The sequence below is a fragment of the Xiashengella succiniciproducens genome (assembly GCF_023674465.1).
Lineage (GTDB): Bacteria > Bacteroidota > Bacteroidia > Bacteroidales > Marinilabiliaceae > Geofilum > Geofilum succiniciproducens.
Window position 1 is genome coordinate 2,350,868 of the sequence record NZ_CP098400.1, and the last position, 19,118, is coordinate 2,369,985.

Annotated in this window: 14 protein-coding genes; 8 read left to right on the top strand and 6 right to left on the bottom strand. The window is 44.2% G+C overall.

What is annotated here, in order from left to right; genetic code table 11:
* The first annotated feature begins 72 nt into the window (after window positions 1-72).
* From M9189_RS09845 to M9189_RS09860, 4 genes are all read left to right on the top strand, one after another.
* Window positions 73-2,478, top strand: a complete 2,406-nt coding sequence (locus M9189_RS09845) for a glycoside hydrolase family 31 protein (protein ID WP_250722810.1) — start codon at window positions 73-75, stop codon at window positions 2,476-2,478.
* Window positions 2,479-2,575: 97 nt separating this feature from the next.
* The gene (locus tag M9189_RS09850; protein ID WP_250722812.1) at window positions 2,576-3,535 is read left to right on the top strand and encodes a lytic transglycosylase domain-containing protein; all 960 of its coding nucleotides are present in this window, start codon (window positions 2,576-2,578) and stop codon (window positions 3,533-3,535) included.
* Window positions 3,536-3,601: 66 nt separating this feature from the next.
* A complete protein-coding gene (gene uvrA, locus M9189_RS09855) occupies window positions 3,602-6,475 on the top strand; it encodes an excinuclease ABC subunit UvrA (RefSeq protein ID WP_250722814.1) in 2,874 nt (957 codons plus the stop codon).
* A gap of 93 nt (window positions 6,476-6,568) precedes the next feature.
* Window positions 6,569-7,183 carry a YqaA family protein gene (locus M9189_RS09860; RefSeq protein ID WP_250722815.1) on the top strand — a complete coding sequence of 205 codons (615 nt, stop codon included), beginning with the start codon at window positions 6,569-6,571 and terminating at the stop codon, window positions 7,181-7,183.
* Between the two features lie 89 nt (window positions 7,184-7,272).
* On the opposite strand, the gene recG is transcribed toward M9189_RS09860, so the two are convergent.
* A complete protein-coding gene (gene recG, locus M9189_RS09865) occupies window positions 7,273-9,372 on the bottom strand; it encodes an ATP-dependent DNA helicase RecG (RefSeq protein WP_250722817.1) in 2,100 nt (699 codons plus the stop codon).
* A gap of 134 nt (window positions 9,373-9,506) precedes the next feature.
* On the opposite strand from recG, the gene M9189_RS09870 reads away from it, so the two are divergent.
* The 4 genes from M9189_RS09870 to M9189_RS09885 all read left to right on the top strand — a co-directional run bounded on the left by M9189_RS09870 (window position 9,507) and on the right by M9189_RS09885 (window position 11,937).
* Window positions 9,507-10,295 carry an O-methyltransferase gene (locus M9189_RS09870; RefSeq protein WP_250722819.1) on the top strand — a complete coding sequence of 263 codons (789 nt, stop codon included), beginning with the start codon at window positions 9,507-9,509 and terminating at the stop codon, window positions 10,293-10,295.
* 57 nt (window positions 10,296-10,352) lie between these two features.
* Complete coding sequence (locus M9189_RS09875) at window positions 10,353-11,054, top strand: ABC transporter ATP-binding protein (protein ID WP_250722821.1); 702 nt, start codon at window positions 10,353-10,355, stop codon at window positions 11,052-11,054.
* A gap of 27 nt (window positions 11,055-11,081) precedes the next feature.
* On the top strand, window positions 11,082-11,648 hold the full coding sequence (locus tag M9189_RS09880; protein ID WP_250722822.1) for a cob(I)yrinic acid a,c-diamide adenosyltransferase: 567 nt from the start codon (window positions 11,082-11,084) through the stop codon (window positions 11,646-11,648).
* A gap of 67 nt (window positions 11,649-11,715) precedes the next feature.
* Window positions 11,716-11,937 (top strand): DUF2795 domain-containing protein, encoded by a 222-nt coding sequence (locus M9189_RS09885; protein WP_250722824.1) that lies wholly within the window; start codon window positions 11,716-11,718, stop codon window positions 11,935-11,937.
* 38 nt (window positions 11,938-11,975) lie between these two features.
* Here the strand turns inward: M9189_RS09885 and M9189_RS09890 are convergent, their stop codons facing one another.
* From M9189_RS09890 to guaB, 5 genes are all read right to left on the bottom strand, one after another.
* Window positions 11,976-13,556, bottom strand: a complete 1,581-nt coding sequence (locus M9189_RS09890) for an OstA-like protein (protein ID WP_250722826.1) — start codon at window positions 13,554-13,556, stop codon at window positions 11,976-11,978.
* 26 nt (window positions 13,557-13,582) lie between these two features.
* Window positions 13,583-14,941 carry a peptidylprolyl isomerase gene (locus tag M9189_RS09895; RefSeq protein WP_250722828.1) on the bottom strand — a complete coding sequence of 453 codons (1,359 nt, stop codon included), beginning with the start codon at window positions 14,939-14,941 and terminating at the stop codon, window positions 13,583-13,585.
* Between the two features lie 26 nt (window positions 14,942-14,967).
* Window positions 14,968-15,825 (bottom strand): hypothetical protein, encoded by an 858-nt coding sequence (locus M9189_RS09900; protein ID WP_250722830.1) that lies wholly within the window; start codon window positions 15,823-15,825, stop codon window positions 14,968-14,970.
* Window positions 15,826-15,838: 13 nt separating this feature from the next.
* Window positions 15,839-17,491 (bottom strand): peptidylprolyl isomerase, encoded by a 1,653-nt coding sequence (locus M9189_RS09905; protein WP_250722832.1) that lies wholly within the window; start codon window positions 17,489-17,491, stop codon window positions 15,839-15,841.
* A gap of 148 nt (window positions 17,492-17,639) precedes the next feature.
* Window positions 17,640-19,109 (bottom strand): IMP dehydrogenase, encoded by a 1,470-nt coding sequence (guaB, locus tag M9189_RS09910; protein WP_250722833.1) that lies wholly within the window; start codon window positions 19,107-19,109, stop codon window positions 17,640-17,642.
* Window positions 19,110-19,118: the final 9 nt, after the last annotated feature.

The following is a 19,118-nucleotide window of genomic DNA, read 5'->3' on the forward strand; positions in this document are numbered from 1 at the left end:
ATTCAATTAAGCAATAATTATGATCCTCTTAAAGTTTTTTATAAATTAGAGCGCCAAAAAAACACAGCCCCTATGACCCCTTTAACCTCACTAAGAATCAGACTTACTACACTCTTGTTCTTGATATTGCTGTCGTGCACTAGCGTCATGAGAGCCCAGGAGAGTAATTCCAGTTTCATAAACTACTATCAGTTCCCCAACTATCTAATAATTAAGACCTCCGACGGTTTTCTAAGGCTGCGTAGTTATTCCGCCGGAACGATAGAGGTTTCTTTTGCAGCCGACTCCAACTTTATTGCACCAAGTGATGCAGTGATTGCAAAGGCATTGGATGCACAGGTTATCTTACGCAACTCCCCGGACAAGATGGATGTGCGTATGGGCGACACATACTTCAGTGTAAATAAAGTAGACTTCGAAATAAGAATTTCAACAGGACCATCCATGGGAGAAGAAGTAGTGATAAATGGTCCCTTTGCAACTGGAGGAGCCTATGGAGTAAACTTCCGCCTTGATGCTCGCGACAAAGTGATTGGTGGTGGCGCAAGGGCAATAGATATGAACCGCAGAGGCAAGCGACTCTTACTTAGTAATGAAGCCAACTGGGGATATGAGTGGGGAGCTGAAAGACTCAATTACTCCCTGCCTGTATTTTTTGTATCAAAGATGTACATGGTCTTTTTTGACTCACCTCAAAAAGCTGTAGCAGATATAGGTCAAAGTGTAAAAAACAGGTTCAGAATAGAATCTCCCAAAAGCAGTTTCAACCTATATCTGATAACAGGAGCTTCCTACAGTGGCTTACTTAGCGAGTATAGCAGGGTGACAGGCACTCAGCCATTGCCGCCACTCTGGGCCTTAGGGTATATCAATGGCAGTGAACGTTATCATACTCAGAGTGATGTCACTACTGCTACAGACTCCATACAGCTGGCAAAATTCCCGCTTGACGGAGTGCTTCTTGACAATGCATGGTATGGCAAGGGTAGCGAAAATTTACGTATGGGAAGTCTGACCTGGGATGAAGAAAACTGGCCCAGGCACAGTTTGATGGTAAGTAACCTCAAACAGAAGAACATAAACACAGTGCTGATTACCCAGCCCTATTTCCTGACATCAGAAGCCAACTATGATGATGCGGCCGGACAAGGCTTCTTTGCAACAGATAGTACAGGTAGTCCTTATGTTATAAGTGACTTCTGGTTTGGTCAGGCATCAATACTTGATGTATTCAACAAGGATGCGACCAATTGGTATATGCAAAAGCTAAAACCCTTGGCAGACGAAGGTATTGCAGGCTGGTGGAGTGATCTGGGAGAGCCGGAGGCTCACCCAGGAGATTTGACATACCAAGCCGGTGATTCCCGGTCTTTGCACAACATCTATGGCCATACCTGGGCCAAGGCACTTAGTGAGTATTATGCGAAAAACTATCCCAAAGTAAGGTTGTTTAACCTTACCCGTAGCGGTTATGCCGGTTCGCAACGCTATTCTGTTTTCCCACGCACCGGAGAAGTTAAGAGCTCCTGGAGCGGGTTGAGGGCGCAACTTCCAATAATGCTCACCTTATCTATGTCGGGCATACCCTATGTACACTCTGATATAGGTGGCTTTGCCGAAAACAGCAGGAATGAGGAACTACTGATAAGATGGGCACAGCTGGGTGTTTTCTCTCCCATATTCAGAATGTACGGTGACAAGAATAGTCCTGATCTATATCAATGTAGTCAGGAAACCCAGAAGATAATGCGTGAACTTATCAACCTGCGTTACAGTCTGATGCCCTATATATACACCATGGCTTATCAACAGGCAACCAGCGGTAAACCACTTGTCAGACCACTGATGTATGTCCATGATGACCACTACCTGATGGACATTTATGATATGTATTACTTTGGTGACAATATGCTCGTCGCCCCAATTTTGGACCCGGGGGCAACGTCACGCAGGGTGGAACTACCTTTTGGTCAATGGATCAACTATTACACAGGTGAGGTTTATAGTGGTGGCCGCTCACTTGAAATACCGGCACCACTTAATACCATACCTGTTTTTGTCAAGGCCGGAAGTTTCATTCCAACAGTAAAGCCCCAGACATCGCTCCCGATGATAAATACTGAAAATATGACAATTACATATTTTCATGATAATGAAGTGGCTTCGGCTGAAGGCGAGCTGTACCTGGATGACGGATCTAACCCAAGGGCATTGAAAGACAACAATTATCAGCTTTTTACCTTTAAAGCGCAGAACAAAGAAAAGGAACTGAGTATTGATATATCCCACAACAACGGGGTTTATCTTTATCGCCCCGGACGCAGGGAGATAGAACTTATTGTAAAGAACCTCTCCGAAAGACCAACTACAGTGAGGGTTGACGGGAAAAACACGGACTTCAGGTATATAACAAAAACCAGGGAAGTACAGGTTAAATTCACAATGGGCACGGAACCTGTCAATGTTAAGATAAAGTGACCACTACCGTGCTCTTAATGCGCAGTTTATGTAACATATACCTGTTACTTTCGTAGCAGGAGGACATGATTTTTCTCAAACAGTTTTTCCTTTCAGTATGAAATTGAATTTATCCCGTTCACGCTTCCTTAACCTGTTCTTGCTAACCACTTTATCAGTTGTGATAGTCTTCAATCTGTTTGTCAGTTCTTCAGTACCGGCTGAAGTACCTGCTACAGCTCAGGATAATCCTATTACTGAGGACTACCGCATTCACTCTCTCCCCATTCCTGAGAAGCTGAGTTTCGCAGGTGAAACGGTGCCTATGAACAAGACATATGTAAGGGAAAGCTACGACCGGGAGTTACTTGTCAATACTTACTGGCAGTCATCTACACTATTGTTAATCAAGAAGTCCAAAAGATATTTTTCAATTATTGAACCCATCCTGGCAGCACAAGGAGTTCCCGACGATTTCAAGTACCTCCCCATGATTGAAAGCTCACTACAGGAACGCATAGTTTCACCGGCAGGAGCTGTTGGCCTCTGGCAATTCCTGAGTGCAGCAGCTAAGGAAAACGGTCTGGAAGTAAATAAGGAAGTTGATGAGCGCTATCATATTGAAAAGGCCACTATAGCAGCCTGCAAGTACCTGAAGGATGCATACAACAAATTTGGCTCCTGGACACTTGCAGCCGCATCTTACAATGCAGGATTACGAGGCATTCAGAATCAGATAGAGAAGCAGAAGACAAGCAACTACTACGAACTACTCCTCAATGAGGAAACTGCCCGCTATGTATTCCGGCTTCTGGCTATTCGTGAGATTGTTTCAAATCCTGCAGAATTCGGCTTTATAGTTGGAGAGGATGATTTCTACCCCATTATAGAAACCGACACTCTGGTTATCAGTGGGCCAGTACCTGACTTTGCAGACTTTGCAAAAGGGCATGGAATTACTTATCGTGAACTGAAGGATCTGAATCCATGGCTAAGAGAAACCTTCCTGACCAATGCTTCAGGTAAGCAGTATACCATAAGGTTACCCAAGCCTGGAGCGTTTGAAGTCCAACCATAAAATAGTAATAAACAGACATAAATTATTCTTATCTTTGCGGTTTTCAAATCGCAGACGGGATACTTTATGTTAGGAGAATCAAGAACACCGGATGTCCGGGAGCCAGCAGAAGCTGCACGGATTGACATCTATGGAGCACGGGTTCACAATCTAAAAAACATCGACGTCAGCATTCCCCGCAATAAGCTGGTGGTGATCACGGGATTGAGTGGAAGCGGGAAATCCTCTCTTGCTTTTGACACTATCTATGCCGAGGGTCAGAGAAGGTATATCGAAACCTTTTCGGCATATGCCAGACAATTCCTTGGTAGTTTGGAACGGCCCGATGTCGACAAGATAACCGGACTCAGTCCAGTAATTTCAATTGAGCAAAAGACTACAAGCCGTAATCCACGGTCAACGGTGGGAACCGTGACCGAGATATACGACTTTCTCCGTCTGCTTTATGCAAGAGCCGGCGAGGCCTTCTCCTATGTCTCAGGCGAAAAGATGGTTCGCTGGACCGATTCCAAGATCCTGGAGAAGATACTAAGCGATTACGAAGGCAAAGCAGTATATATCCTGGCTCCTGTTGTAAAGGGACGCAAGGGGCATTATAAGGAGCTGTTTGAGCATCTCCGCCGCAAAGGTTTTATTAATGTGCGTGTTGATGGTGAGATTACCGAGATCAAGCACAATATGCGCGTAGACCGATATAAGAACCACTTTATTGAGGTAGTTATTGACAAGCTGGTAGTTGAAGCCAAAGACCGCAAACGGCTTGAGGAATCAGTAAAACTTGCAATGAAGCAGGGCAGTAATGTAATGATGCTTATAGAGAAAGACAACAGGGAGCCCAGGTACTTTAGCCGACTCCTTATGTGTCCTGTAAGTGGTATCTCGTATAGTGAACCGGCTCCTCACTCCTTCTCATTCAATTCACCCCAGGGAGCCTGTCCCAAATGTAAGGGATTGGGTGTTATCAAGATAGCAGACCTCGACAAGATCATTCCGGATCCAAAGTTAAGCATCTACAAGGGAGGTATCCTTCCTTTGGGCAAGCACCGTGAGATCCTGATATTCTGGCAACTTGAAGCCTTGGCAGAAAAATATGGATTCACGCTTAAGACAAACATAGAAAACATACCAGAGGAGGCGCTTGATGCCATACTATATGGGACCAACGAACCGCTGACACTGAAAAACACACCGCTGGGTACGGCTTCAGGATACTATATGAACTTCAACGGGGTAATCAAATATCTCCAGGACAAGCAGGACAGCGAATCGGACGACGAAGGTCTGTCTGGTCGCTATATTACTGAAGCCAAATGCCCAGAGTGTAATGGAGCAAGACTAAACAAGGAAGCACTGCATTACCGCATTGATGGGAAAAACATTGCAGAACTGGCAGGTATGGATTTGTCAGTACTGTCAGGTTGGCTCGTAGGGCTGGAAGACAGACTCAGCGATAAGCAAAAGCAGATTGCAACTGAGATACTTAAAGAAATCCGCTCCCGCCTGGGCTTTATGCTTGACGTAGGACTGGAATACCTTTCACTTGACAGAAGTGCTTCTACCCTGTCTGGAGGAGAGAGCCAACGAATCAGACTGGCAACACAAATTGGTTCCCAGTTAGTCAATGTGCTGTACATACTTGACGAGCCGTCAATCGGACTTCATCAAAGGGATAACCACAGACTGATAGAGTCACTAAAGCAGTTGCGTGACAATGGCAACTCAGTGCTCGTTGTAGAGCATGACCGAGATATGATGATGGCTGCCGACCAGATAATTGATATGGGACCCTTTGCCGGACGACACGGAGGAAAGGTGGTAAGCCAGGGTAGTCCTGAAGATATTCTCAAATCAGAATCTCTTACGGCTGAATACCTGAGAGGAATCAAAACTATCCCTGTCCCCGAGAAAAGACGGGAAGGCAATGGCAAAAGCATCAAGATTATTGGAGCTAAGGGCAACAACCTCAAAAATATCAGCGTAGAGTTCCCACTTGGCAAGTTGATTTGTGTAACCGGAGTATCGGGTAGTGGCAAGTCAACCCTTGTCAATGAGACATTGTATCCCATACTTAATAAGCATATTTATAACGGTGTTGCCGAGCCACTGCCATACAAGGAAATCATTGGTCTTGAAAACATAGACAAGGTGGTGGATGTGGACCAATCTCCACTGGGACGTACACCAAGGTCCAATCCGGCTACCTACACAAAGCTCTTTGATGAGATCAGGAAGCTCTTCGCTGAACTTCCTGAGTCTAAGATCAGAAACTATAAGCCAGGTCGCTTCTCATTCAATATAGCAGGTGGACGTTGTGAAACCTGTAAGGGAGGCGGAATGCAGATTATTGAGATGAATTTCCTGCCCGATGTAACCGTTGAATGTCCCGATTGCGGTGGCAAGCGTTATAACCGGGAAACTTTGGAAGTCAGATTCAAAGGCAAGTCCATAAGTGACGTACTTGACATGACTATCAACCAGTCTGTTGAGTTCTTTGAGAATATACCAAAGATATACCAGAAAGTCAGGATGATGCAACAAGTTGGTTTGGGATATATCAAACTGGGTCAGTCATCTACTACTCTTTCAGGAGGTGAGTCTCAGAGAGTAAAACTATCATCTGAACTGGCACGAAAGGATACAGGTAAGACCCTCTATATCCTTGATGAGCCTACTACAGGACTGCACTTTGAAGATATCAGGGTATTGCTTGAGGTTCTCAACAAACTGGTAGACAGGGGTAACACAGTGATAGTGATAGAGCACAACCTGGACGTTGTAAAAGCAGCTGATTATATTATTGACATAGGTCCCGAAGGAGGAAGTCGGGGTGGCGAAGTACTTGCCTGTGGAACGCCAGAGGAGATAGCGCTTGTCAAAAAGAGCTATACTGGTCAGTTCCTGCTTATGGAACCCGAATTCAAGCATTTGAAGAAGAAATAATTAGTAACCAGACCAAGGCTGCGAAGCTGAAGAAGTGGGTACGCTACCCGGATGTTTCATGGTTGTATAACGAAAAAAATAACAACGAAGAATATGAAGTGGATAAGAAATCTATATGACTGGGTCCTGGGATGGGCCGAATCTAAGTACGGAGGAACGGCTCTCTTTATCCTTGCCTTTATAGAATCAATATTCTTCCCCATTCCACCAGATATATTACTGATTGCCTTAGCTCTGGGAGCAAGTCACAAATCTTTTCGTTATGCCCTTTTAGCCTCAATAGGATCTATAGCAGGAGCAGTAATTGGCTACTCACTGGGCCATTTTTCATGGTTGACCAGTACTGGTGAGTTTACAGGTTTTGCAATGTTTTTCTTCGACAATATTCCCGGCTTTACAGAAGACCTGTTCTATCAGATAAAGTCCCTGTTTGACGAATGGGATTTCTGGGTGATATTTACTGCCGGTTTTACACCGATTCCTTACAAGGTATTTACTATCACATCCGGGGTATTCGATATAAGCATGCCAATGTTTCTCTTAGCCTCTGCAGTAAGTCGAAGTGCACGATTTTTCCTTGTAGCCTCCCTGATCTGGAAATATGGTCCCCCGATCAAGGTCTTTATTGACAAGTACTTTAATCTGATTGTAACAGCATTTACAGTATTGCTGATAGGCGGCTTTTTGGTTATCAAATATTTAATCTGATCGTTTCATCGGCTTTTGCATAACCCTGAGGCCCTCAGCTAATCAGCTAATCAGCTAATTTACCAATCAACCGGACAACTGGGGCATAATCAGCTTATCATGCTCCAGTTAAGCTTTGCCCTTGCCAAGGCTGTGAGTCGGCGCACCAATATCTGATTTTCAGGTTTTTCAAGCATTGGATCATCCTCGAGTATCTCCAAAGCAACATCCCGTGCTGCCTGAAGCACCTGGCTATCACGAGAGAGGTTGGCTATCTTCAGTTCGAATGGCAGACCCGACTGCTGAGTACCTTCAAGGTCACCGGGCCCCCTCATCTTCATATCAGCCTCTGCAATTTCAAAGCCATCATTGGTTCTTACCATAATCTCCATACGTTTGCGGCTTTCCTCAGCCAACTTATAGGAAGTCATGAGTATGCAGTAACTCTGTTCAGCACCTCGACCTACCCTGCCACGAAGCTGGTGCAGCTGGGACAGACCGAAGCGTTCGGCACTCTCAATCACCATCACTGACGCATTAGGGACATTTACCCCCACTTCAATAACAGTAGTTGCCACCATTATATGGGCCTTGCCAGAGGCAAAGGCCTGCATTGCTTCATCTTTCTCGGCTGCCTTCATCTTCCCGTGAACCATGACTACTTCATACTGAGGGAAGGCCATTTTCATATATTCATAGCCCTCACTCAGGTTTTTATAGTCCATCTTTTCAGACTCCTCAATTAATGGATAAACCACATAGATCTGCCTTCCCTTCTCAATTTCCTGATGAAGAAAACGATTAAGTTTATTACGGTGATTATGAAAAAAATGCTGAGTTTGAATAGGTTTACGACCTGGAGGCAACTGATCTATAACAGACACGTCCAGGTCGCCATATACAGTCATTGCAAGAGTACGCGGTATGGGTGTAGCAGTCATAACCAGCACGTGAGGTGGAGTTACATTCTTCTTCCAAAGCCTTGCCCTTTGTTCCACTCCGAACCGGTGCTGTTCGTCTATTACAACAAGTCCCAAATTCCTGAAAACCACCTTGTCCTCTATCAAAGCATGAGTACCTATCAGGATGAGCAGCTCCCCACTCTCCAGGGCCGCATGTATCTTATCCCTTTCCGACTTATTACTTGAACCGGTTAGCAGAGCCACCTTAATACCAATTTTATCGCACTGGGAGGCTATTGTTTCATAGTGCTGATTAGCCAGTATCTCGGTGGGTGCCATAAGGCAGGACTGGTAGTTATTGTCGGCAGCAATAAGCATCACCATCAGTGCAACAAGAGTTTTGCCGCTGCCTACATCGCCCTGCAGCAACCTGTTCATCTGCCTGCCACTACCCATGTCACGTCTGATCTCACGAATCACCCTCTTCTGCGCTTCTGTCAGTTCAAAGGGCAGATACTCCTTGTAATAGGCATTGAGATATGCGCCAACCCTTTCGAAAAGGAGACCTTTAACATTGTAGGTTCTTTGGTTTTTCAACCTTAGGATACTAAGCTGGATATAGAAGAGTTCCTCAAACTTAAACCTGAAGCGGGCCTTTTCAAGGGTTATATTATCGGGAGGAAAGTGGATTACGCGCAGTGCATCATTCAACAGCATCAGCTTTTGCTTCTCCAGAAGATAGGCAGGAAGAGTTTCAGGAAACTTCTCCTTGTACCCCTGCAACAAGTTGAAGATAAGCTTCTGAATAGCACGTGAATTAAGGAAGTTGCTCTTCAGCTTCTCGGAGGTAATATACTGAGGCTGAAGGCCGGCCTGCAGGCGGACCTTGCTTTCATCGTACTTTTCCATTTCAGGATGTACGATGTTAATCTGACCGCCATAGACCACAGGTTTACCAAAAGCGATAAAGTCTAGGTCACTTCTCAGTCTTCCCTGAACATATTTCAGACCTTTAAACCAGACAAGCTCTATTCTGCCTGTGCCGTCATCGAGCCAGGCACTTAGTCGCTTAGTCCTGCCTTCCCCAATAGTCCGCAAGGCAACAATACGTCCTTTGACCTGCACATACTGCATATCGGGATGTATCTCATTAATCTTAAATATCTTGCTTCTGTCCACATAGCGGTAAGGGAAGTAATACAGAAGATCTTCGTACGACACGATACGAAGTTCCTGTTTCAGCAGTTCGGCCTTTCGAGGACCGACTCCCGGCAGATACATTATATTTAAGGTTGCCAGTTCGCTCATCCTTTATCAAAAATAGGAGAATCGGACGAATCTAACAAGCTGTACTCCCAAAGGCTTACTAATACGGCCATATATCGGACTTTCAATGCAGCCGGAATGAAAACCTTTGTATATTTGCACAAAACTAAAGGTCAGTGAATCTGTTTCAAGCCAAAAGATATTTAGGATATTACCTTCGACCCAACCACTGGCGCGGCTATGGCATACAATCACCGTTTGCTTTCGACTTTGCGGGCAACCTGCTAAGGGAAAAACATCCATACTATGACTTTGCAAAGATTGAAGCATGGCGTGCAGCTCTTAAACGAAGTAAGGAGACTATAGAGATTCTCGACCTTGGTGCAGGTGGTCAAAAGCAACCAAGACGAAAGCGCAGGCTTTCGTCAATCGTTTCCCGTGGTGCTACCCCACCCAAATATGGTCAGTTAATGTACCGTATCGCATGTCGCTTTGGTGCTAGCAACATACTGGAATTGGGTACCTCTTGCGGTATCAGCACCCTTTATCTTGCAATGCCATATAAGAAGGGAAAGACAATCACAATTGAGGGTTGTCCGGAAACTGCAAAGGTGGCTAAGGCAGGATTCGACAGATTGGGCGCAGACCATATAGATCTGCGGGTGGGTTCGTTTGATGAACTGCTGCCACAGGCACTCAAGGATCTGCCCAGACCTGATATTGTATTTTTTGACGGAGACCACAGGGAGGAAAGCACCATGAGGTACTTTGAGCAGTGTCTGCCCTACATTCACAACGAATCAATCTTTGTGTTTGATGATATACACTGGTCTCCTGAAATGGAACGGGCCTGGAATAATATAACAAAGCATCCCAAGGTCAAACTCTCGTTTGACCTGATGCGGATTGGAATAGTTTTTTTCCGCAGAGAGAACCAAAAAGAGCATTTTGTACTTAGGTATTAAACCAAACAGATCTTGTGCGGTCTAATCTCGAAGATCAAACAACATAGGAAAACCGTTATGAACAACGTAATAGAGATTGAGAACATTCAGAAAATTTATCAGGTAGGAACACAGGAAGTAAGAGCATTGCGCGGGGTAACCACTCAGATAAAGCGAGGTGATTACGTTGCCATAATGGGGCCCTCAGGATCGGGCAAATCAACCCTTATGAATATTATAGGTGGACTTGACACCCCAACTGCAGGACGATATGTGCTCAACGGAACTGATGTAAGTCACCTGCATGACGACAGACTGGCCGAGATTCGAAATAAGGAGATTGGATTTGTATTCCAGACCTTCAACCTGTTGCATCAGTACACTGCACTTGAGAATGTGATATTGCCTTTGGTATATGCAGGAGTACCCAAACAGGAGCGTATTCAGAGAGGCAAGGAAGCACTTGAGAAAGTGGGGCTAGCCAACCGTATGGAGCACAAGCCCAACGAACTGTCGGGTGGACAGCGACAAAGGGTTGCTGTTGCAAGAGCTCTCATCAATAATCCATCAATTATACTAGCCGACGAACCAACAGGTAACCTGGATACCAAGACTTCAATAGATATCATGAGGCTCTTTGCCAAGATCCATGCTGCCGGCAACACAATTATTCTGGTTACCCACGAAGAGGATATAGCATTGCACGCCCACCGTATAGTTCGCCTTCGTGACGGTGAGATAGAACGTGATGAACGAAATGAACACGTCAGCCAATTGTGATGTTATATCACTAAATTGGAAGAAGAAATGAAAAAAAGCCTAGTTTATACTAAAACCGGCGACAAGGGAACAACCGGACTTATAGGTGGCACCCGTGTCCCAAAGGATCACTACAGGCTCGAAGCATACGGAACAGTTGATGAACTAAATGCTCATATAGGTATGATTCGTTCCTACCCGATTGATGAAGTAAGCAAACTCACACTAATTCGCATACAGGATATCCTGTTTACTGTTGGATCCTACCTTGCTACCGACGACCAGGTGTCAGACCTCAGGAATCGTCTTAAAACGGAAGAATCGGAGATTGAGCTGCTCGAACGTCAAATGGACGAGATGGAAGCAGCCCTGCCTCCATTGAGGCACTTTGTATTGCCCGGAGGCCATCCTGCAGTGGCTCAGTGCCATATCACCCGTACTGTATGCCGAAGGGCAGAGAGAAGAATCGTAGCAATGTCAGCACATACAGAAGTGAATGAGTGGGTTGTAAGGTATATCAACCGTCTTTCAGACTACTTCTTCGTGCTTTCACGTCATTTGGCCAATTATTTCAACATTGAAGAAATTAGGTGGGTGCCTGATTTGCATGATTGATTATTTTTTTTAATTTCGCCGAAAACACAGAAGGATCTAAAAATAACGGAGTAAAATCTATTCAACTATGTATTGGACCCTTGAACTAGCAGCTAAGTTAGAAGATGCTCCCTGGCCTGCCACTAAAGAAGAACTGATCGATTTCGCTATCCGCTCAGGTGCTCCCCTGGAAGTAATTGAAAACCTCCAGGAACTTGAAGATGAAGGTGAGATCTACGAAAGTATAGAAGATATATGGCCGGATTATCCGAGCAAAGACGATTTCTTCTTCAATGAAGATGAGTACTAAAACTCAAAAAAGGAACCCGCGCGGGTTCCTTTTTTGTTTTAGGGCATTGTAGTGTCAAAATGAAAGTCGCTGTAGTTGACCTGTTCAACAGGTTCCGGTCCCTCACTTTTGATAAAAATATCTTCCATTCGCTTGGGTCTGAATTCTTCAAGCCATCTGAATCCCTGTAATCTTGTTGATTCTGCTTCCAGAATCAGAGGTGGGTTCATATTGCCGCTTACAGCACTTCGCATTACTATTCCCACTACCTTCCTGTTTTCCAGCAACAGAGTAAGATTACTCGATTCGGCCCGGTTGACCCCGATTACCTCATCCTCATCTTTTGGATAGTAAATTGTCTGACCATTGCCCTCAACATCAATACGGTAAAGTTCATTATTCCTTATATAACCTGTCATATTACGGCCTTTAATCTGATTAAATGCAGCAGTATCCTCGGGTGCCACCACAAATGCATTATCAATCATCTCGGCCTTGTAAACAGTTTTATTGCGGGTGTAGAGTCTGATAGTACCGGCACTCATCTGATTTAGGTTTGCCCATATTATCGGATTCTTGTAGAAGGTATTGATTGAGTCTTTTAGGTCATATACCATAGAATCGCATCTGCCCTGAAAGTCGTGTCTGAAAAACTTCACATTGTGATAGGCACGGATAATACGGAATTCGGTATCTTCAATAGGATCGGCCCTAAGGGTATCGGCATGTAAGTATAGAGTATCGTCCTCACTTATCTGCATCATAACGGCATTGCGTGTAGCAAGTGCCTTATCCTCCAATTCGTTATAATAACCGTAATCACCGGTAATAATGACGTGATTAGCTGAATCAAGAAGAAACATGCTCGAGAAGACCTCTCCAAAACCGCTTTTGCGGTCATAGAATATTGTATCTCCTTTCAACAATTGCTCCTCGCCTTTTATATAGCTGTTCTTCTCAAGGCGAGCCACATCATTGCGGGTATCATAAGACCCTAATTCGGAGTATATCTCATTTCTATCGCTGATAATAGTAGTAGGACCTACAATCTTGACTACCTCAGTTACCGTGTAATACAAAAGGGTATCTGAATACATTGTATAATCAGGATTGGTAACCACAACCTCCTTGCGGAAATGTGCTTCATCAGTTTGCGGATAATAATATCCCCAGTCACTAACAAGGCGATTATCCCCACTTACAATCTGTCCCCTGTTAAAATAATAAGCAACATCACTTCTACGGTTGTAGTCCAGGAAGTGTGTAGTCAGAACCACATCTTTGTTGACAAGCTTAACGTTACTTCTAACCATTGCCTTGTCCTCAAAGCCATAATAATACAGAGTATCACCATATAGGTGTATTGTGTCGTTCTGAATTATATGAATATTACCATAGGCATGTACCCTGTTGGAATCCCTGTAAAAGAATGCACTGTCGCAAAACATCAAAGTCTGGTGATGCCTAAACCTGACATTACCAAACAGTGCCTGTACGTTTTTACCGAAACGTGATGAGCCCTCCAGATAGTCAGCATGTTCAATGTTGACCATGGAAGTGCCTTGCCTCTGCTGTGCAGAGGCAACCCCGATCAGTAATAGCACAAGAAAGGGAAGGATACTTTTCTTCAAACCCTTCATAAGGTATATCTCAAATCCCGGATATCTTACTTAATCCAGCCTTTAAACTCAAAGCTGCAACCCGACCACTTTGGACTGATTGAAATATAGTTATCCCGTTGCTTATCGGTAATCCATTTCTTGAATAACTCCTCTCTCTTCTTGTTTTCAAGGATGGTCTGTATCAGCTGATAATCATCTGTAAGATTTGCTTTATGAGCTTCAACCCTAGACTTAAGCTTAATGATTGCATAGTAATCCTTACCATATCTTTCATCCTTCATCAAGAAGGCACCAGAGATATCACCAACATCCATCTTTTCCAGTTGACGGTTGATGGCAGGTGGTATCATCTGAATATCAAACTTTGTAGAGTTGTCCTGAGGATTTACCATCAGACCACCTGTAAGTTTGGTATCCTTGTCAAATGAATAAAGCAGGGTAGCTTCTTCAAAGGAAACAGAATCATTACGGATCAGGTTGGCAATTGAATCAGCTTTCAACCTTGCAGCTTCAATAGCAGCAGGCTTTGGTTTCGGCTTGAGCAGAATATGACGTACATTAGCCCTGTCTCCCTGGCGTTCGATCAACTGGATAATGTGAAATCCAAACTCAGTTTCTACAATCTTGGATACCCTTCCGGCTTCCTGCATATTGAATGCAACCTGAGCAAATTCAGGAACCAGTTCAGCCCTGCTCATAAAGCCAAGCTCTCCTCCTCTAGCAGCAGAACCCGGATCCTCGGAGTACAATACAGCCAGGGTCGCAAAATCACGACCTTCAGCTACCTGCCTTTGAAACTCCCTGAGGCGAGCCTTTACAGCTTCAATCTCCTCAAGGTCTATTTCCGGGTTGATACGTATCTGTTGAATCTCATACTGAGTCGGAACCATTGGCAAACTGTCTGTATTGGTAGTACGGTAGAAGGCACGGATCTCAGCAGGTGTTACCTTAACACCTGAGGTGATACTACGCTGCATCTCTTGGGTTATCATCTGATTGCGGACAAGTACTCTCTGATCGTTCTTGATCTGGTACAGAGGCTTGTTAAGCCATTCTTCAAGTTTTTCCCTTGAACCGGCTCTGTTGATAAACTCATTGATCATCCTGTCAACCTGCATAATCACCATATTCTCACTTACCTCTATACTATCCAGCTTAGCTTGTTCGATAAGCAGGTTTTGTATCATCAGCTGCTCAAAAATATGGCACTTCAGGTCTCCCTGATAATCTGCTCCCTGAATAACCGCCTGTTGATACTGCATTTCCACATCGGAAAGCAATACTGGAGTATCACCAATTACAGCAATTACCTCATCTATAACGTTGGACTGAGAGAACATGGAGAAGGTGCCGCAAACGAGCCCAAGCAGCATCCCTGATATTTTCCTGCTAAGTTTAGTCATACCTGATCTTTAAAATGCAATATATATTAGTTGTTAAATGTAATGATCTTTTCTCTAATTGCTTCATCATACAAGTCCTGGGCCAACTGCTGAATAAACTCTATTCTCTTCTTGTTAAGTAATATAGCCTTTATTCTTTCCTCTACATATTTTAGTGGTGCCGTTGTACCAGGAAGCATATACTCCCTAATCACCAGATAATAATTGTAATTACCGTCTGTCGTTTCATAAAAGGTTGTCCATCTTAGAAACCTGTCCTCATTTACCATTGGTTCAGGCAGAAGTGCATTGATACGGCTAAATGGCACCCAGTTCTCTACAAACTGTTCATAAGTCCTCGCGCTTTGGAAGGCATAGGCCTCAATATTCACTAGGTTGCTATCGTCATTTGATTTAAGCCATCCTTTAACAAGTTCCTGGTTTGGCGCTTCTACTGGGATCTTGATAAACACTCCCCTGATAATGCTTTCCTGCAGATTGAAGTTATCCTTCATCTGTGTATAATAATCCTCAATCTCCCTGCTTGTAACCAAAGGCGAGTGCTTCTGCTCAAGAATCTTCTGCTGGTACATATGAACGAGCAAAGAAGTGCGATACTCTTCCAATAGTTTATCCACATTCTTCTCTTCTTCCGACAGGTTAATTTCTGCCTGACGAAGCATCAGCTTCGTCCGAACCCATCTACTTATATAATCCTCAGCAATTGCGATACTATCCTGATCCGCAAGGTTATCCGGGACTGCATCCATCAGCTCACCAAGAGTCAATGTTTCTCCCCCTACAGTCACAATGGCCTCAGCGCCTGGGTCCGCTTTATCAGACTTACAGGCAATCAGTGTCAACAACACTATAGATAAAAACCAAATTTTTCTTCCGAACAGCATAATCCCGTCTGTTTTATCTTATACCTATCAATTCATACCTAAACACAGGTTTGTACTTCTCTCTCAACTCCTTCACCCATTCCCTCTCCATTTTGTTTTGGTAGCTGTTAAGTACTGTACCCAAAGCTTCCTTAAAAGGCATTGGAACAGGCTCACTTACAACACCTTCCCAAAACAATAATCCCTTCTTTCCATACAACTCTGATGTTCGGGGCAACAGAGACGGAGCAACCGGATTGGAGGCCTTATTGATAAAATCAAATCGCCCCTCTACAACACTATATTGTTGAGGCTTCCCCGCCAAGACCTTCAATATTTGTACCAGACCTGAGGCTCCGGGATTTTTTTCAAGAAACCTAATTAGTTTTCTCTGTAGCTTACCATCCCATACTTCAGCAACCACGCCTTCCAGAACCGGAGGATACATAAACTCATTAATATTATCCAAATAATATTTGTGTAGTCCTGCACTATCAGCTCCTGCAGCCTGCCATATCATCCTGTCGCTGATCTCATATATCAAGAGGCCATCATAATACTCCCTGATTAGGTATCTGAAATCAGAACTATTCCTTGCCAGCTCTTCTGTACTCCAATCATTTACCTTCACCCTGCCCTGACGCCAAAGCATATCGATAATGAATTCTGATTCCTCCTCAAACGAAGCCAGAGGATCCAGACCCAGCCTCTTTATTATATGCCATCCAAAATCCGTTCTCACAGGTTCTGAAATATCGCCATCCTTTTCAAGCGCAAATGCAGCCAAAGCAAACTCAGGTATCATTTCATCCAATGTAAAGGGGAACAGTTCACCATTCCTGTCCACACTACCCTTGTCTTCAGACTGCTCTTTGACCAAAGTATCAAACGACTCTTTACTAAGTAATCTTGTATAAATACTGTCAGCAGCCAATTTTGCACTGGCTTCACTTTCCTTATTCCCAGATTCAAACCTTTTCATAATATGGGCAGTCCTAATCCTTCCCTTATTTGGTTGTTTGTCAAACACCTTGATTAAGTGATAACCATAGTCAGTCCTGATTACTGGAGATATCTCTCCAACTGGTGTTGAAAAGGCAGCTTTTTCAAACGGAGCAATCATCACAAAGGCAGTAAAATATCCCAGGTCACCAGAATTATGTTCGACTGACGGATCCTGTGAATAAACTCTTGCAAGCTTTGCAAAGTCCTCGCCTGCCAGAGCCATCTCCCTTATCTGATTGATCTTGCTGTATGCTGCCATTGTATCTTCAGGCGAAGCATCCGGGGCAGTAAGTATTAGAATATGTGAGGCCCTTACAACATATTTCATATAGGAATAAGACTCCCTGGCATCTCTCATGAGAGCTATAGAATCAACCAGATAAGAGTACCTGACCTCATTGACATATTGCTGGTACTCGTTGCGAAAAGAACTTAGGGTATCAAGTCCCAGCGCTTTTGCTTCCCTAACCTTCAGTTTGTAATCGATAAACCTTTCTGCAAACTCTGCAGGGCTCTCATCAAAGCCAGGGAGATGCCTGTTTTTATTGTAAATATGCCAAAACTCACCAAGTTCAAAACTCTCATCTCCAATAGTCAAGACGACATCTCCTTCGCGAGATCCCTGTACAGGACAGCAAAGAAGTAAAAAAGCAATTATAAGAAAAGAACCAAAGCCTCTCATGCCTTGTGAGTTTTATCCTAACTGAAACAGTGTCGAAATTAACTAATTTTCAATCCTGTTCCAACATTTATTTTCCCCTGGGTGAAAGCGAAAAAAGGGAAAACCGCAGTAGCGGTTCTCCCAGTCATTATTTAAGTCCTTCAGCTCACTATCTTGAATAATTTGGAGCCTCGTTAGTGATAGTCACATCATGTGGGTGAGATTCGGTAACCCCGGCACCAGTAACACGAGTAAACTTGGCATTGTGGAGTTCCTGAATATTGCGTGCACCACAGTAACCCATACCTGCCCTTAGGCCACCAATCATCTGATAGATAACTTCGTATAGTGTTCCTTTGTAAGGCACGCGCCCTGAGATACCTTCTGGGACAAGCTTCTTGATATCATCTTCAACATCCTGGAAGTAACGATCCTTAGAGCCCTTCTGCATGGCTTCGAGTGAACCCATACCACGGTAGCTTTTAAACTTTCGGCCGTTGTAGATCACTGTCTCACCGGGAGATTCTTCAACACCGGCAATCATAGATCCTGCCATTACGGAATCAGCACCTGCAGCGAGAGCTTTCACTATGTCACCACTGTAACGCAGACCTCCGTCAGCAATCAAAGGGACACCCGTTCCCTTCAATGCCTTGGCCACATCATAGATGGCTGACAGCTGTGGTACCCCGACACCCGCGATAACTCTGGTAGTACAAATAGAACCCGGACCAATACCAACCTTTACCCCATCAGCACCTGCTTTAACAAGGTCAAGTGCAGCCTGGCCAGTTGCTATATTGCCAACCACTACCTCCAGATTAGGATAACGACGTTTGGCTTCCTTCAAGGTCTCTATAACACCCTTTGAATGTCCGTGAGCCGTATCAATAACGATAGCATCAACGTTAGCCTTGACCAAAGCCTCAATACGATCGAATGTATCAAAGGTCACTCCTACACCTCCAGCTACTCTCAAACGCCCCTTCTCATCCTTGCAGGCAAGAGGTTTATCCTTAGCCTTTGTAATGTCTTTATATGTAACCAGACCAATTAACTTACCATCCTTGTCAACTACCGGAAGTTTCTCAATTTTATATTTTTGCAGGATAGCCGCAGCATTTTCAAGGTCTGTTGTCTGGTCTGTTGTTACCAGATTCTTGGAGGTCATCACCTCATCTATCTTACGATTCAGGTTAACCTCAAATCTCAGGTCACGGTTGGTTACAATACCTACCAGATAACCATGCTCATCAACAACCGGAATACCACCGATTTTGTATTCCTTCATAAGATTCAGTGCGTTGGCAACTGTAGAGCCCCTCTTGATGGTTACAGGATTGTATATCATCCCGTTTTCAGCCCTCTTGACAACCTCGACCTGTCGTGCCTGTTCCTCAATAGACATATTCTTGTGGATAACACCCATACCTCCTTCACGCGCTATGGCTATAGCCATACGCGCTTCAGTTACGGTATCCATAGCTGCAGAAATGATAGGAGTATTGAGAACAATGTTGCGCGAAAACTTTGTTACCAAAGAGACTTCTCTTGGCAAAACTTCAGAATAAGCAGGAATCAAAAGGACATCATCAAATGTTAACCCGTACGAATCGATTTTATCTTCAATAAATGACATAGGTGATGC

Excerpts from the sequence above, each read along its gene's own strand:
- M9189_RS09845 (WP_250722810.1), top strand. The coding sequence starts at position 73 with ATGACCCCTTTAACCTCACTAAGAATCAGACTTACTACACTCTTGTTC.
- M9189_RS09850 (WP_250722812.1), top strand. The coding sequence starts at position 2,576 with ATGAAATTGAATTTATCCCGTTCACGCTTCCTTAACCTGTTCTTGCTA.
- uvrA (WP_250722814.1), top strand. The coding sequence starts at position 3,602 with ATGTTAGGAGAATCAAGAACACCGGATGTCCGGGAGCCAGCAGAAGCT.
- M9189_RS09860 (WP_250722815.1), top strand. The coding sequence starts at position 6,569 with ATGAAGTGGATAAGAAATCTATATGACTGGGTCCTGGGATGGGCCGAA.
- recG (WP_250722817.1), bottom strand. The coding sequence starts at position 9,372 with ATGAGCGAACTGGCAACCTTAAATATAATGTATCTGCCGGGAGTCGGT.
- M9189_RS09875 (WP_250722821.1), top strand. The coding sequence starts at position 10,353 with ATGAACAACGTAATAGAGATTGAGAACATTCAGAAAATTTATCAGGTA.
- M9189_RS09880 (WP_250722822.1), top strand. The coding sequence starts at position 11,082 with ATGAAAAAAAGCCTAGTTTATACTAAAACCGGCGACAAGGGAACAACC.
- M9189_RS09885 (WP_250722824.1), top strand. The coding sequence starts at position 11,716 with ATGTATTGGACCCTTGAACTAGCAGCTAAGTTAGAAGATGCTCCCTGG.
- M9189_RS09890 (WP_250722826.1), bottom strand. The coding sequence starts at position 13,556 with ATGAAGGGTTTGAAGAAAAGTATCCTTCCCTTTCTTGTGCTATTACTG.
- M9189_RS09895 (WP_250722828.1), bottom strand. The coding sequence starts at position 14,941 with ATGACTAAACTTAGCAGGAAAATATCAGGGATGCTGCTTGGGCTCGTT.
- M9189_RS09900 (WP_250722830.1), bottom strand. The coding sequence starts at position 15,825 with ATGCTGTTCGGAAGAAAAATTTGGTTTTTATCTATAGTGTTGTTGACA.
- M9189_RS09905 (WP_250722832.1), bottom strand. The coding sequence starts at position 17,491 with ATGAGAGGCTTTGGTTCTTTTCTTATAATTGCTTTTTTACTTCTTTGC.
- guaB (WP_250722833.1), bottom strand. The coding sequence starts at position 19,109 with ATGTCATTTATTGAAGATAAAATCGATTCGTACGGGTTAACATTTGAT.